At 55.5% G+C, this 14,025-nt stretch carries 11 protein-coding genes; 5 read left to right on the top strand and 6 right to left on the bottom strand.

All coding sequences use genetic code 11. From position 1 onward, the window contains the following. Positions 1–136 precede the first annotated feature (136 nt). Together RBB82_RS25360 and RBB82_RS25355 are read right to left on the bottom strand one after the other, a co-directional pair. Positions 137–2,767 (bottom strand): ADOP family duplicated permease, encoded by a 2,631-nt coding sequence (locus tag RBB82_RS25360; protein WP_433975911.1) that lies wholly within the window; start codon positions 2,765–2,767, stop codon positions 137–139. 1 nt (position 2,768) lies between these two features. Continuing rightward, the gene (locus tag RBB82_RS25355; RefSeq protein ID WP_433975910.1) at positions 2,769–3,125 is read right to left on the bottom strand and encodes a PadR family transcriptional regulator; all 357 of its coding nucleotides are present in this window, start codon (positions 3,123–3,125) and stop codon (positions 2,769–2,771) included. Between the two features lie 860 nt (positions 3,126–3,985). Here RBB82_RS25355 and RBB82_RS25350 point away from each other — a divergent pair. From RBB82_RS25350 to RBB82_RS25340, 3 genes are all read left to right on the top strand, one after another. Beyond that, positions 3,986–6,142 carry a protein kinase domain-containing protein gene (locus RBB82_RS25350; protein ID WP_433975909.1) on the top strand — a complete coding sequence of 719 codons (2,157 nt, stop codon included), beginning with the start codon at positions 3,986–3,988 and terminating at the stop codon, positions 6,140–6,142. Beyond that, entirely contained in the window at positions 6,040–6,651 is a 612-nt protein-coding gene (locus tag RBB82_RS25345) for a TolB family protein (RefSeq protein WP_433976027.1), read from the top strand. The genes RBB82_RS25350 and RBB82_RS25345 overlap by 103 nt, the downstream gene beginning before the upstream one ends. 719 nt (positions 6,652–7,370) lie before the next feature. Then, positions 7,371–7,925: a hypothetical protein gene (locus RBB82_RS25340; protein ID WP_433975908.1), complete on the top strand. Its 555-nt coding sequence runs from the start codon at positions 7,371–7,373 to the stop codon at positions 7,923–7,925. 679 nt (positions 7,926–8,604) lie between these two features. On the opposite strand, the gene RBB82_RS25335 is transcribed toward RBB82_RS25340, so the two are convergent. Beyond that, positions 8,605–8,778: a hypothetical protein gene (locus RBB82_RS25335; RefSeq protein ID WP_433975907.1), complete on the bottom strand. Its 174-nt coding sequence runs from the start codon at positions 8,776–8,778 to the stop codon at positions 8,605–8,607. Positions 8,779–8,882: 104 nt separating this feature from the next. Beyond that, the gene (locus RBB82_RS25330) at positions 8,883–9,452 is read right to left on the bottom strand and encodes a DinB family protein (RefSeq protein ID WP_433975906.1); all 570 of its coding nucleotides are present in this window, start codon (positions 9,450–9,452) and stop codon (positions 8,883–8,885) included. A gap of 1,054 nt (positions 9,453–10,506) precedes the next feature. On the opposite strand from RBB82_RS25330, the gene RBB82_RS25325 reads away from it, so the two are divergent. After that, on the top strand, positions 10,507–10,851 hold the full coding sequence (locus RBB82_RS25325) for a carboxypeptidase-like regulatory domain-containing protein (RefSeq protein ID WP_433975905.1): 345 nt from the start codon (positions 10,507–10,509) through the stop codon (positions 10,849–10,851). Between the two features lie 51 nt (positions 10,852–10,902). Here the strand turns inward: RBB82_RS25325 and RBB82_RS25320 are convergent, their stop codons facing one another. After that, positions 10,903–12,612 (bottom strand): SulP family inorganic anion transporter, encoded by a 1,710-nt coding sequence (locus RBB82_RS25320; RefSeq protein WP_433975904.1) that lies wholly within the window; start codon positions 12,610–12,612, stop codon positions 10,903–10,905. 350 nt (positions 12,613–12,962) lie between these two features. Between RBB82_RS25320 and RBB82_RS25315 the strand changes: the two genes are divergently transcribed. Next, positions 12,963–13,616, top strand: a complete 654-nt coding sequence (locus RBB82_RS25315; RefSeq protein WP_353064503.1) for a BON domain-containing protein — start codon at positions 12,963–12,965, stop codon at positions 13,614–13,616. Positions 13,617–13,793: 177 nt separating this feature from the next. Here RBB82_RS25315 and RBB82_RS25310 read toward each other — a convergent pair whose 3' ends face one another. Next, positions 13,794–13,961: a hypothetical protein gene (locus RBB82_RS25310; RefSeq protein ID WP_433975903.1), complete on the bottom strand. Its 168-nt coding sequence runs from the start codon at positions 13,959–13,961 to the stop codon at positions 13,794–13,796. Positions 13,962–14,025 lie beyond the last annotated feature (64 nt).

Genomic DNA, 14,025 nt, shown 5'->3' with positions numbered 1-14,025 from the left:
CGGGATTACTTCCGGTTTGCCCGTCATCCGCCCAGAACTCCGAGATCCTGAATTCTCTTTGCCCGCAGTGTTCCCCTGAGTGCGTTGGCGATGATGCGTCATCGAGACTGCCTCCGACGTATGGCGGAACATCAGCTTATTCAGCTCGTAATGCCTGCATCGGATCGATCCGCGATGCCCTCCACGCCGGAACCAAGCAGGCCAGCGCCGCCACTACCAGCATCGTCGCAGCCACAGCCGCAAAGATCACCGGATCGAGGGGCTGAGTTCCATAGAGCATCGACTGGATCAGGCGTACCGCTCCGGTGCTGGCTGCAAGACCAAGCACCAGCCCATAGAGCGCTGGACGCAGACCATCGCCCAGCATCAGACGCACAACCTGCTCGCGTTGCGCTCCAAGCGCCATGCGAACGCCGATCTCAACGGTGCGCTGTGTCATCAGGTAGGAGAGGACGCCATACAAGCCTACGGAGGCCAGAAGCAGCGACAACACCGCGAAGGTCAGTACCAGGCTGGCGCTGAAGCGGGCATTGCCCAGCGAATCGCCAATTGCCTGCTGCATCGTCTGCACGTTGGAGACGGGCAGTTCGGGATCGAGGCTGGCAATCTGCTTTTGCACCGGGACGGAGATTGCCAGCGGATCGGAGTCAGTGCGAATGGCGAGCGATCCACCGTGGTCAAGGCCTCCTTCGAGCATTGGAAAATACATGGTTGGCATGACCGGCCTACCGACCTGCCAAAGCGTGTCGCCGACGACACCGACGATTTCGTAGTCTGCGTCTTTGCGCGCGGGTACATGAATGTACCTGCCAACCGGATCTTCGCCCGGGAAATATTGCCGGGTAAGGCTGTTGCTGATTACAACCTTTTTGGCGCGGTCCAGCCGGTCATCGCTCGTGAAAAAACGCCCCTTCAGCAAGGGAATCTGCAACGCGCTGAAATAGCCAGGATCGGCCCCGCGAATGAGGGCGTCGGGCAGTACTTCACCGGGTTTCAGCGGAGGATGTTCCTTAATCGTGAATACATCATCGCCGCCATATCCTTCTCCAGGCAGAGATGAACCGAGGGCAACGGCACGGACGCCGGGCAGGGCGCGCAGCTTTTCAAGAAGGGCTTCGTTAAAGGCGTTCACCTTATCCGGGCTGGCGTATTTTTGCGCCGGAAGACTGTAGTCCAGAGTCAGTACATTACCGGTCACGCATCCGACGTCGGAACTACGCAGGCGAACAAAGCTCCTGAGCAATAACCCCGCGCCGATCAACAACACCACAGTGATCGCGATCTCTATAGTCAGCAATGTCTTGCGCATTGTGGCGCGGGAGAGGTTCCCGCTGGCGGTGCGCGATGAAGCCTGAAGCGCCGCAAAGGCCGCTTTGCCGGTGGAGGAAATGGCCGGCAGCAGACCTGCGAGCAATGCCGCCGAAAAAGCCACCGCGCAGGCGAATCCCAGCACAACGCCGTCGACGTGGACGCCCGCAGCGCTGGGTAGATCCTTCCACGCGCTGGATAACCATCGAGTGGCCCCCAGCGACAACAACACCCCGCCCGCGCCGCCGGCGAGACAAATGAACAAGCTCTCCGTCAACTGCGCGCGGATGAGCGTCAACCGCTGTGCGCCCAGCGCGCCCCGGATCGCTATCTCCTTTTGCCGTGCTGCTCCGCGGGCCACCAGCAGGTTGGCGACATTCAAGCAGCCGATCAGTAACATGCATGCAACAGCACACATCAAGATCAGCAGAGGTTTCTTCACATCCCGTGCCAGGTCGTCGTTGATGGTACGGGACGCCACATCTTCAGCCACCGGCGCGTTAAGGTATTGCGAATGCAGCCGGTACTGCACCGCCTCCACCTGGCTCAGGGCGCTGGCCAAACTCACATCCGGTCTCAAGCGGGCCACCACTGTGCTGAAGTGATAGTCATGATGGGGCACGATATCCGGCGGCAACCCCGACAAATACGGGACCCAAACCTGTACCTTCGCATCGGGATAAGTGAACCACTGTGGAAGCACGCCGACCACTGTATAAGGCTTCCCGTCGAGGTGGATTTGGCTGCCGACAATCGAAGCGTCCCCCCCGAACCGCCTCTCGAAGAGATTCCACGTGAGCATGACGGCAGTTCCGTCCAAACGATCTTCGCTCTCAGTAAACGTACGCCCGATGGCCGCGGGCACCCCCAGCAGCGGAAAGAGGTTCCAGCTCCCGCCGCGCGCGCTCACATTTTCCGGCAACTCTCCGCGCTCCCCGGTCAGGTTGAATTGCCAATAGCGCATCGCGGCCATGTCTTCAAAGCCGTGGGTCTGTGTACGCCAGTCGAAGAAGTCGGCCGGCGCTACGGGGTTGTAGTTGAACCCTTCCCGGTTGCTGCGGGCATCACGGAAATGTTCACAGAGCATAACCAGCCGACCTGGATCGCGAAAGGGAAGAGGCTTCAGCAGTACCGAGCGCACCACCGTGAACAGCGATGTCGCAGCGCCGATGCACAACGCCATCACGAGGACGGCAATCAATGAAAAGCCAGGCGACCGGAATAGAGTGCGGATGCTGATCCTTAGATCTTGAAGAAGATTCTCCAGCCCGTTCCAACTCCAGATGGCGCGAGTCTGCTCGCGGATGAGAGTCGGATTGCCGAAAGCGCGCCGTGCTGCGTAGCGTGCTTCTTCTGGTTCCAGACCACTTTCGCGTTGCTCTTCTTCTTCCAATTCCAGATCAGAACGCAGCTCTCGTTCCAGGTCCGCATCCCTTTTCTTTATCTGCGACCATTTCATTTCAGCTCTCCTCGGCGGCGGGCCACATCACTCGCGCCACGGCGTCGGACATCTGCTTCCACTGGGATTCTTCGACCACGAGCTGCTTCCTGCCTTTACCCGTCAACCGGTAATATTTGAATTCCCGGTTTCGGTCCGGAGCTGCCTCCCATTTGGCGCTCACCCATCCTCTCTTCTCCAGACGATGCAATGCGGGATAGAGCGAACCGTGCTGCATCTGCAGAAATTCGTTCGTAGTCCTCTGAATGTGCTTGCCGATCTGGTGACCATGAGCAGGCCCATAAAGAAGCGTCCGCAAGATGAGCATGTCCAAGGTTCCTTGGAGAAGTCCGACCCGCTGCTGTGCCTGTTTTGCCATAGAAGACATCCTACCCGCAATGGCAAGGATGGTAGACACTCGACTATCAAGTGTCAAGGGATGTAAGCAGAGCGTGCATTCTTAAATGGCGACTTCAGACAATGCGCTCATCGAGCCGTAATATGAAACCTTTGCTGCGATCCGAGTGGTTTTTCGGCAACCCTTCCGTTACGCGCCCGAACGACCAACGGCGGGTAAGGTGCGGATAGCCCGTCATCCGGGAGCTGTGGACCAACTATAGGACGGAACCATTGATCAGCCGATGATCCATGTGAAAGCCTATGAACCAACTTACGAAAGACGCAGTCCAAACAATCGAGCGACTCCACTCAGCCTGGATCGACCTTGAAGTGGCTGGGAAAGCACAAGGCTTGCTGGCTTGCTGCGCTGAGGATATCGAATTACGTCCTCCGGACGGCCCGTTGGTGTATGGCAGCGAGGCGGTTCTCGCGCACTTTAGTAGAGGGAACTGCTCAGATTCACTCGATCGAGATGTCCGACCGCCACGTTTGCGGATCAAACGAAAGGGTGTCTCTCACTGCGAACTATAGAACCACGTTTTCCCTGGCGGGGGACCCGCTCCCAGTCAGGCTGCGGGAAGCCACAGATGGGAGTTGCGAAAGCAAACTGGTCGACGGCTAGTCTTTCTCGTGAGTTGGTCGTCGTCGGCCACGAGCGATCAACCTGAGCGCAAGACACCCTCTCCACATGGTCCAGCCTCAACCGAGTGACATCGTCACATTGGAGGCCGCTCGTTATGAGCTAGAAAGCCAAGAATACGTTTCGCCGGGACACGCAGCAACACCAAAAGGCCTTCGCATCTCATCTGGACCTGAGAATATAATCCACATTCGCAGATTATGGCCTTGACCTCCGGCACCAGACTCGGTCCGTATGAAATCCTCGCACCGGTCGGTGCTGGTGGAATGGGGGAGGTCTATCGCGCACGGGACACGCGCCTTGGACGGGACGTCGCCGTCAAAGTTCTTTCAACTCTCCTTTCTTCCGATCCTGATCTGAAACTACGCTTCGAGCGCGAAGCGCGAGCCGTCTCTTTGCTCACACATCCCAATATTTGCTGTCTGTACGACATCGGCTCTCAGGACGGGATCGATTTCATCGTCATGGAATATTTGGAGGGTGAAACCCTCGCTGATCGATTGAGTTCTGGCCCTCTCCCCTTGCCGCTGTCCCTGAAGATAGGTGTGGAGATCGTCGATGCTCTCGACAAAGCTCACCGCGAGGGCATCGTCCATCGTGATTTGAAGCCTGGCAACATCATGCTCACCAAATCTGGCGCAAAGCTGATGGACTTCGGTCTGGCCAAGACTTTCACCTCAACGTTACGTGGCGTCACTCCAGCCCCGATCCCCTCACAGGGTCCCCCGACGATGAGCGCGTCCACTCTAACCTTGCCCTACGCCCCCTCCACTGAGCACGGCACAATCGTGGGAACGCTCCTCTATATGGCTCCGGAGTCGATTCAAGGCCGACCAGCAGATTTCCGAAGTGACATCTTCAGCTTTGGCTGCGTACTGTACGAGATGATATCGGGCAGGCGAGCTTTTACCGGCGAATCAAGACTCAGTATCGTGGCTGCCATTCTGGAAAAAGACCCGCAGCCCATAACCAGTTTGCAGCCTCTCACCCCGGTTGCGCTCGAACATGTGGTGCTTCGTTGTCTAATGAAAGACCCTGAGGAGCGCTGGCAGAGCTCGCGAGATTTGTCGAGAGAGCTGAAGTGGATCTCCGGAGGAGTGGGCCTCACCAAAGCGTCTGAACCCGCGCCGCGTCGCCGTGAACGACTTGCGTGGGGAGTGGCAGCTCTGTGTATCGCCCTGTTGGCCTGGCTCGAAGTCGCCTATTGGCGCAGCATACAGTCGGCGGAGACTCGGCATCTTCACCTTTCATTACTACCGCCGCTCTCTACTTCGTTCGTTCCCTACAATTTCGCTATCTCGCCTGACGGCCGGCGACTAGCCTTCGTGGCTGCCGCACAGGATGGTGGAACCGCTTTGTGGATCCGTTCCCTAGCTGCTGGGGCTGCGCAGCAATTGACCGGAACGGAAGGTGCGTTGTACCCCTTCTGGTCACCGGATAGTCGTCAGGTCGGCTTCTTCCAGGCGTCCAAACTAAAGAGCGTTGATCCGAGCAGCGGCGCCGTCCAGATCCTATGCGACGCACCCGGTGGGGCTGGCGGGGCATGGAACAATCGGGGCACGATTATCTTCGCTGCATCTACGTCCAGCGGCTCTATCTCCGGAATTTCGAAGGTATCAGCCTCGGGTGGTGAACCGCAGCTGGTCATCAAGGGTAACGAGTCGAACGCCTCGATATTTTGGCCGTCCGCTCTTCCTGATGGAGACCACTTTCTATATTTCATTCTCGGGAGCTCTAACTCCCGACGGAAGCAGGGAATCTATGTCGGTTCTCTAAGTTCGCAGGAACCCAAATTGATCTCTTCCGAGATCGTCGGTAACACTCAGTTCGCGTCCTCCCGTCTCTACTACGTCCGTGACCGCAGCCTCATGGCGCAGCAGTTCGATCTCAAACGGCTGCAGACTACGGGTCTGCCGGAAGCTGTTTCGCGACAGGAACTGGAAGTTGCACCGGCCTTTGCCCACACGGGATTCTCCATCTCGGACGACGGTGTGGTGGTCTTCCAGTCGGCAACCGAAAGCGTTTCCAGGCTCTCCTGGTTTGACCGTTCCGGAAAAGAACTGGAAGAACTACCCAGAACCGGCTATCGCGATCCTGCTCTCTCCCGCAATGATTCTCTGCTTGCAATCTCCTCTGACGATGATCACAATGGCAAGCACTACATCCATATTTACGATATCGCCAGGGTACAAGCACCCGCGTCTCAGATGGAGGGACAGAAGTATTTCCGGTTCTCTCGCCTGACGGCAAAAGGGTGGCATATGCAGGAAATGATGGAAGGACTTCTCAGTACATCGATGTTGCGGCTACCGATGGTTCGGGCAAACTGGAGCGACTCGCAGCGTCCGATTTTCTGATTCCCAACGACTGGTCGGCGGATGGGCGTTTTCTCGTCTTCATGAATATTCAGAACGGTGCGTCGGAGCTGGACATTCTTGACCTCAGTAACCATTCGCAGACAGCCTACGCAACGGGTACGGAAGCACAGTTTTCTCCCGATGGGAAATGGATCGCCTTCTCCGGACAAAAGGCGATCTCGGGAGAGGATGCTGAAGTGTATGTAGGCCGTTTCCCTGGCCCAGGCAGGCGCATCCAAATATCCAATCATGGCGGCGCACAACCGCGCTGGAGTGCGGATGGAAAAGAACTTTTTTATATGACCAACGACAAAAAGCTGATGGCAGTAGCGATGGACATGTCGCATGGCGAGCCGGTGGCGGGCGTGCCCCACGTCCTTTTCCAGACGCGAATTATCGCAGCACGTACCGTAGTATTCCAATATGCCGTCTCCCGCGACGGCAAGCGCTTCCTGATCAACTCGACGCCGTCCACCGGAGCCGCTCCCCTGACTGTGCTCATGAAGTGAGCTCGAATCCCCGTCCTTCGATTCGCTCTTGAACAGCCACAGTTGGCGATTTCGCGAGCTTCGAATCTGGCCTCAAACCAGCCTCGTCGTCTCTGTTTCAAGGTTAGGTGACGTGGCACCGACCAGTCTTATCTGTGCCAACTGAGTTTGTCACCGAATCGGTGTCAGCGTATCGATGATTATGGACGGTTGGTCGGCCACTCGGACATTACCCCTCGCTGTTGGGTAATTTCCGGATAGCCCGTCATCGGGGGCGATCCAAAACGAATCTCTGAACGCCCACGGATCACCTCCGCTATGCCCTGGGGAAGTATGATTCTGGAATGAACCCTACCGTCAAGGCGACGACCCGCATAGCTGTCTGGCTGCTGTGCATGGTGATGGCGTGGCTGTCGGTAAGTTCTCCCCATTGCGATCTGTGTGATGGGCCGCATGCGACGATTCTTTCTTCGGTGCATCCGGTCATCAATTATCCGGCACCAAGTGAGCCGGATGCCTGTAACGGTGTCTGTTCGTGCTGCGGATTTCACTGGCTCCCGAATCCTGATCCAGTTCTGAGTTTCATTCATACCGTAAGCACCGCTTATCTGGTTGAAATGTCCTCGCCTCGTCGAATGCCTCACCCCTCTCTCTTCAGACCTCCCCACGTTGCTGTTTCCTCATAGCTCTTCGTCTCCGCGCCCCGGCGCCTACTAATCCAGCTAACCTTGGAGACTTCAATGCATATTTGCGTCTTCACGCTCGCAGTAGCGTGTGTCTTTCTGTCTTTGACCTTACCTGCTGATGGACAAGCCTCATCAGATCGATCTCCCGGTCATCCGCCGGACGTCTCTGAAGAGAAAGATCCCGCCGCCATTCTTGAGATTGGCGCGTCGACGAGTTGGACTGTGACCGGAGGTGCAGCGACCTTTGCGCCAAACTTTGCAGTCGAAACCACACCGATCGAGAACTGGCTGGAGATTGAAGCGGGCGTGTCGCCCTTTTATACCCGCTATGCAACGGAGTGGGATACGGACCTGCTGTTCAAGAAACCCTGGACCATCTCGCCCAAGGCAGAGTTCATGCTGGGCATTGGTCCGCAGTGGGCCTATCTCAGGCAGAACGGGAAGGCCACTAACTCAATCGCCGGTGAGGTGGCTGGTGACTTCATGTTCTGGCCAGCGCACAAGCACCGTTTTGGGTGGTTTCTCGAACCCGCCTATGACTACAGCTTTGCACGGGGCCATCAACAATCCGTCGGCGTGAGTGGCGGTTTGCTTATCGCGATTCATTGATGCCAGATGGCTACAGGCAACCCACGTTTGGAGCAGGTTAAGGCGATATTGTCAGGAACCGCAGTTAAGAGATCTCCTGGTCGTCCTAAACGGACGCAGTCTGTTATCAAGACGGTTGCGGCCGAACCAACCAAGCGTGGAATGAGTGCAGAAGGTAGAGCGAAGGTTGCAGCTGCGCAGAAACTGCGACCCCCCCTGCAATTGAGGAAATATTTACCTTTTCCGTATCTTTCGCATAAGAGATTGGGTAAGGTAGGGGCGTTCGCAGCACTAATAATACGAATCGGTGTGGAGGTTTCATGGGCAATCCCAGGATCATCTCAAGGAAATCAACCATAACCCTAATATTCATAGGTTTGGCGCTGATAGGTTTAGGGTCCGTGTTTTATTTCAATCGGCCCGTGGTACGCGTCACCTTGCCTCCGGGAACGGAGTTTCCTGCGTGCCTTTTAGAGGACGCTCCGACATGTCAAAAGAGCACCAAGTGCATTGCCGCCGCCCCCGGAGGATTGACCTACGGTAAGTCTCATGGGGCAATCGGCGGGTTCGGCAAAGATTGGTGCTGTCCAGATGGGACCACCGCCGGGGTGGATCATGGAAACCCTCCCACTTATGTGATTTGCAAAGTGGATAAGAAACCGTAGTTCTTGAAAGTCAAGTGGCAATTGCCGAGAGGTCTTCACTTGGCAGCGTGGATGGGCGGACGCGCATGACCCTTCCCGAGACCATCCTGGCCGCCGAGTTGCTGGTTGCAATGGAATACTGCCACTGAGTGCGCAACTGTCACCGGCGGCACTCCTGACGCACTATTGTCCTGCCGCCGATTGCCAAATCCAGCTGTCCGAGGCGGCATAGTGACTCCGGTCGGGCCAACAGGCAGTAAGGTGCGGTTTGCCCGTTATTTGACAGCAACCCCGATATAGACCTGGAGTTTGACACCCGAGGTCTCTATCACTATCACTTCGGTTTTTGTCCGGGCTGATTTTCGCTGGTCGGCGGCACAATTCCTTTGAGCCGCATATAGGTCACCATGTTCCCGTAGTGCTCGTCCGTGTGCGCCGTATTGAGGGAGAACAGAGTGAGCCTCGCCAAATCGAAGGTGAAGAATTTCGTCATCTGGCTGCCCTTGACGTCGGTCATGCTGTCGAACGCCTTATTGCAGTACGCAACCGCGTCCTTTACCGCTGCCACGAGATCAGCCTTTGAGGTCTTCGTTTTTTCGATGTCCTTCGTTGGATTTGGTTCACCCGAGGCTAGCGAGCAGAACATGTAAGAAGCGTCCGCCACATGACCCACCAGTTGGCCAAAGCTGCGAACGTCCGGTGTTGGTTTGAAGGAGTAATTTTCTTCCGGCATCTTCTGAGCCGCGCCGATCACCGCGCTGCTCACAAACGAATAGACGCCTTTTTCGCTTGCGGTAATCGGATTCGCTGGTGGGGCGGCCGGAGCTTGGGATTTCTCCTGTCCAAGTAGGGCAACCGGAACAGCCGTCATTACAGTAAACAAGAAACAAAGCCTTTTGTTCACAAGACACCTCCGGTGAAATCATGCCACATCGGGGAAGCTCCCGGTTGGATTATTCGAATCACTGGTAAGTTCCGTGTTGCCCGTCATCCGACCGCAACTCGGAAATTTGGAGGCCTTAACGAGACCTGATGAGTGCATTGGCGATCTATCACTCGTTGAGACTCAGACGAACTGCCAAATCTCGGATGGTCGACAAGACTAGCATTGATGAACAATGTCGGCCCCCTCTGTCAGCGTGCACAATCTCGATACCGGTGTGATGAACATGAAGACCAAAATAGTTCACTGTGGACCGCGAGAGGAAACAGCGCCAGTAGTAGTAACATGCCTCCACATCGCTGAGCCATTCCACTGCCTATCCTGCCATCACACTTGATATCGGATCGCCTCGCCTCCTGTATGAGGTCGTCGAGGCATTGCTCCGCATCGTGGTAGAAGCTATCAAGCCCAAGCAACATTCCTCCTGATTCGGGAGGGTTGGCGTTCGCATATTCGAAGACGTTGAGGATGTAAAGGTCCGCCTGAAAAGAGCGACACAGCACACGCGCGGCTTGAAATGCTGCCCGCGAAGCCGCAGAGAAGTCTGTTGCAAGAAGCACCCGTCTCGGTGGGAAATTAGCCACAGTAAACACATTTCTGAACGTTGGACATAAATTGCCTCTCGAAGCAGGCACTCCAGATTGCGAATGCCTGAGACTTATTTCTTCCTAATTAGACCTTTCAACTCTCGAACGGTCTGTGACGGCGGTCACTGTCGAACGCCTAACGACAGAGGCTGCTTGGTGGACTTAGATAGGGGCACTTCCACAAATCTTCGGTGATCGCTATCACATACGACGGGATACAAAAGGCTCATCCTTTCTACTGAGGCTCTCGATGACACCTATATCCAAGCTTTTGACGTCCCCGACGGGACCATCTCGAACACAGTGCTCATGCCTTGGCCCTTGCACTGGCTATGACAGCAGCAGCAGCTGTCCGCCCCTCATTGTCTTAGCCGTTCTCGCAAACTGTGATACTTCAGTTCTGGTCATCGATGCACCGGAGAGCCGCAATGAACGCTAGATTGCTCTTCGCAGTGTTGGCGGTGATGGCTCTCTTGCTACGCGGCACCCCCCTGTCTGGGCAACCTTCTTTACGCAACCTGACTGGAACAGTGCAAGATCGACACCATGAACCCTTGAACGGTGCGGTAGTGGAGATCGAAAATGAAAATACGAAAGGCGTCACCTCTTACATCACCGATCGAAGCGGGCGATACAGCTTCAAGCGGATCCAAGGCGAAGTTGATTACCGCGTCTGGTTCACCTACCGCGGGCAAAGATCAGGGGTTAGGGAGTTGAGTCAATTCGACGATCATCAGAACGCAACAATTAATCTTGTGGTCAAGAGTCATTAGATTCCTGGCGTTATCGCGATCCTCGTTACAGCTCCGGCGTAGACAGCTACTTCAAAGAGGCAAATGTGCCATTTCGCGTGCAATCTCAGGTCCTATTCCGCCAAATTCTGCCTGAATTTGATTAGCGCGAGACAGCGCCCCTTGAACGTGTGGTAGCACGTTCAAGGGGCCCACCTGTTTGAGGAAGTCTGAATTAGACAGCAGTCGTGATGGCTGATTCCTGGCCCCGCAGAGCAGAAGCGTCTTATCTGCCTTCCTTAGCCGGTGCGAAAACTGTTCCAAGGCATGAATGCCAGTCGCATCGAGTGCGGTCATGTTCCGTAGCCGCAGAATTACAACACTTCCAAATTCATCAAGATTCTTCGTAGCTTCAGCGAGCTTTTCCGTCGTGCCGAAAAGAAAAGGCCCATGTATACGCAAGATGGTGACCGTTGAAGGGATGGTCTTCCCCTGAAGAATGTGTGCCTCCCCGTCCTCCAGATACTGTGGAGTGACCGATTCTACCGTTGTTGTCTCAGCGACGCGGTGTATGTAGAGGAGAGCCGCGAGCGCCATGCCGACTCCCACGGCCACAGTCAAGTCAGCAAACACAGTCAGAGTAAACGTCGTAAACCAGACCGCAATGTCTGCCATCGAAAGCCGAAGAATTGTGGCGATCTCACGCCACTCACCCATGTTGTAGGCCACAACAAAGAGGACTGACGCGAGCGCCGCGAGGGGAATGAAACGTGCCAGGGGAGCCGCGACTAGCAGAATGGTAAGCAGGGTTAATGCATGGATTATCCCGGCAATCGGAGTCAGAGCTCCCGAGCGAATATTAGTTGCCGTACGCGCAATCGCTCCGGTAGCGGGTATGCCACCGAAAAGGGGAGACGCTATATTTGCGATTCCCTGAGCTACAAGCTCCATGTTGGAGTTGTGCCGATCGCCGCTCATTCCATCAGCGACGACGGCCGATAGCAAACTCTCCACCGCCGCGAGAAGAGCAACAGTAAAAGCCGAAGGAAGCAGAGCAAGAATGTGTGCTGACTGAAAGCTGGGTATCGCGAAGCGAGGAAAGCCTTGAGGGATTCCCCCGAATTTGCTGCCAATCGTCTCGATAGGTAAGTGAAAATAGGCTGCAGCTATTGTTGCAAGAAAGAGCGCAACGATAGAACCGGGGACGCGCTTGGTGATGCGTGGCCAGAATACGATCACCACTAGTGAAGTTGCGGCAGTAGCAACCGTCTGCCACTGCGTGCTCCCGACATAGTGGACCAACATCTCCATTCGAGACAGGAGGTCAGACGGTACTGGAGGTGTTCTTAAGCCTAAAAAATCTTTGATCTGTGTGGATGCGATGAGAAGTGCAATCCCATTGGTGAAGCCGATGATAACCGGGCGTGGGATGTACTTAACCGCAGTCCCTAAACCGGTCAATCCCATGATCAGAAGCAAAATACCTGCCATGATCCCTACAAGCGCCAACCCGGATAGGCCGAACTTCACCACAATTCCCGCGACAATCACAACGAACGCGCCGGTAGGGCCGCCTATCTGCGTCCTCGAACCGCCTAATGCCGAGATTAAAAACCCGGCGACTACTGCCGTGTAGATGCCCGCCTGAGGTGGGACGCCGGAGGCGATGGCAAAAGCCATGGCTAACGGCAGAGCTACAAGTCCTACCGTTATTCCTGCGACGAGATCCTGAGCGAATTGTTTCGCAGTGTAGTCATGTAGACATTCAATCGATCGCGGAATCCATTGATTTAAGAGCTCCATTGAACCCTTCTAGGCGGCACCATCCAAGTTATGTAATGAACAAGCAAGTTGAGAGATACATCGCGCAGCGCCTGGAAGTCAGTCTACGCTTTCCTAGTCGCCAACTTGATAAGCTATGCCACGAAACGGGTGCTTCTTCGCGCAAGGAGAAACTTCAGTTGTGACAGTACAACTTCCTAAGACGTGGCAATTCATTAAGCTTGCAGCCGTGTGACGGCTGTCACTGACATGTGCGCTTAGAGATCCTAAGCTCAGTCTCAGACAGTCAGCAACGAGCTTGGTTGGGCAGCTTTCTAGTCCATCAGCAAGCTCACAACAACCGCTCAAAGCTAATACTCTCAAGGAGCTTTATGAAAACTGATTCCATGTTGCAGCAGGATGTCATAGATGAGTTGCTTTACGAACCTGGGCTTGACGCATCGAACGTTGGCGTTGTGGCGAATGGCGGTGTCATCACTCTTACAGGCACGGTGCCAAGCTATCCAGGCCGTTATGCAGCCGAACATGCAGCAGAGCGTGTCGCAGGGGTGAGGGCGGTAGCAGACGAGACCAAGGTCGACCTTCCTTCGCTCCATAAGAGGAGCGACCAGGACATCGCGGCCGCGGCTCTGAACGCAATGAGCTGGCAGGTGAGAGTGCCCTCAGGTGCGATTCAGGTCAGAGTCGATAACGGTTGGGTCACACTCGACGGTTCAGTCGATTACAACTTCGAGCGGCAGGCAGCTGAGAACGCGGTTCGGCACCTGACGGGTGTCATCGCGGTCAATAACCTCATCATCCTCAAAGCTGCGGTCTCAGCTTCAGGCCTGAAGAAGGATATTGAGAGTGCCTTTGGGCGAGCGGCCCAGGTCGACGCCTCGCATATTGGCCTAAAGGTGATGGGGAACAAAGTTGTGATGAGTGGAAATGTGAGCTCATGGGCAGAACGACGCGAGGCAGAGCATGCCGCGTGGTCAGCGCCTGGAGTCTGGCAGGTAGAGAACAACCTGCAAGTTGCGATCTAGGATCCGCAGTTGTAAAACTCGCACCGATGCGGAGGGAGAAACTTCCACCCGCATCTGTGATTATCTGGCTCGGTTCTGCTCGAGGAATTGATTTAGAAGGATGGGATGCTCATCATGCTAAAACCAATCGACTATCAAGAAATGTATGTGATTTCTCAAGACCTCCCAGCGATTCAGCTACCCACCGGACGCAGCCTGCAACGTCAAAGCACGCTTCATATCGGGGCGCTCCAGAGTACTCGCCCGGCCACTGCCTACGATGCGCGGGCATTTACATCCGCCGAAGGCGTAGGGCTGGTAAGAATCAATTCCCGTTGGCTCAATCGCATGCGCTGATTTCCTCATAGCTTCCCGGATGTTCCTGAATGCACTGTCCTTAATGACGTACACGAAGAGGATCGATCATGTT

The sequence above is a fragment of the Tunturiibacter lichenicola genome (assembly GCF_051013355.1).
Taxonomy (GTDB): Bacteria; Acidobacteriota; Terriglobia; order Terriglobales; family Acidobacteriaceae; genus Edaphobacter; species Edaphobacter lichenicola_F.
The sequence above is the reverse complement of the archived record's forward strand: the minus strand, read 5'-3'. Positions and strand labels throughout refer to the sequence as shown.

Bases quoted from the DNA above. Each gene is read 5' to 3' on its own strand.
- RBB82_RS25360 (WP_433975911.1), bottom strand. From the start codon at position 2,767: ATGAAATGGTCGCAGATAAAGAAAAGGGATGCGGACCTGGAACGAGAG.
- RBB82_RS25355 (WP_433975910.1), bottom strand. From the start codon at position 3,125: ATGGCAAAACAGGCACAGCAGCGGGTCGGACTTCTCCAAGGAACCTTG.
- RBB82_RS25350 (WP_433975909.1), top strand. From the start codon at position 3,986: ATGGCCTTGACCTCCGGCACCAGACTCGGTCCGTATGAAATCCTCGCA.
- RBB82_RS25340 (WP_433975908.1), top strand. From the start codon at position 7,371: ATGCATATTTGCGTCTTCACGCTCGCAGTAGCGTGTGTCTTTCTGTCT.
- RBB82_RS25335 (WP_433975907.1), bottom strand. From the start codon at position 8,778: ATGCCGCCTCGGACAGCTGGATTTGGCAATCGGCGGCAGGACAATAGT.
- RBB82_RS25325 (WP_433975905.1), top strand. From the start codon at position 10,507: ATGAACGCTAGATTGCTCTTCGCAGTGTTGGCGGTGATGGCTCTCTTG.
- RBB82_RS25320 (WP_433975904.1), bottom strand. From the start codon at position 12,612: ATGGAGCTCTTAAATCAATGGATTCCGCGATCGATTGAATGTCTACAT.
- RBB82_RS25315 (WP_353064503.1), top strand. From the start codon at position 12,963: ATGAAAACTGATTCCATGTTGCAGCAGGATGTCATAGATGAGTTGCTT.
- RBB82_RS25310 (WP_433975903.1), bottom strand. From the start codon at position 13,961: ATGAGGAAATCAGCGCATGCGATTGAGCCAACGGGAATTGATTCTTAC.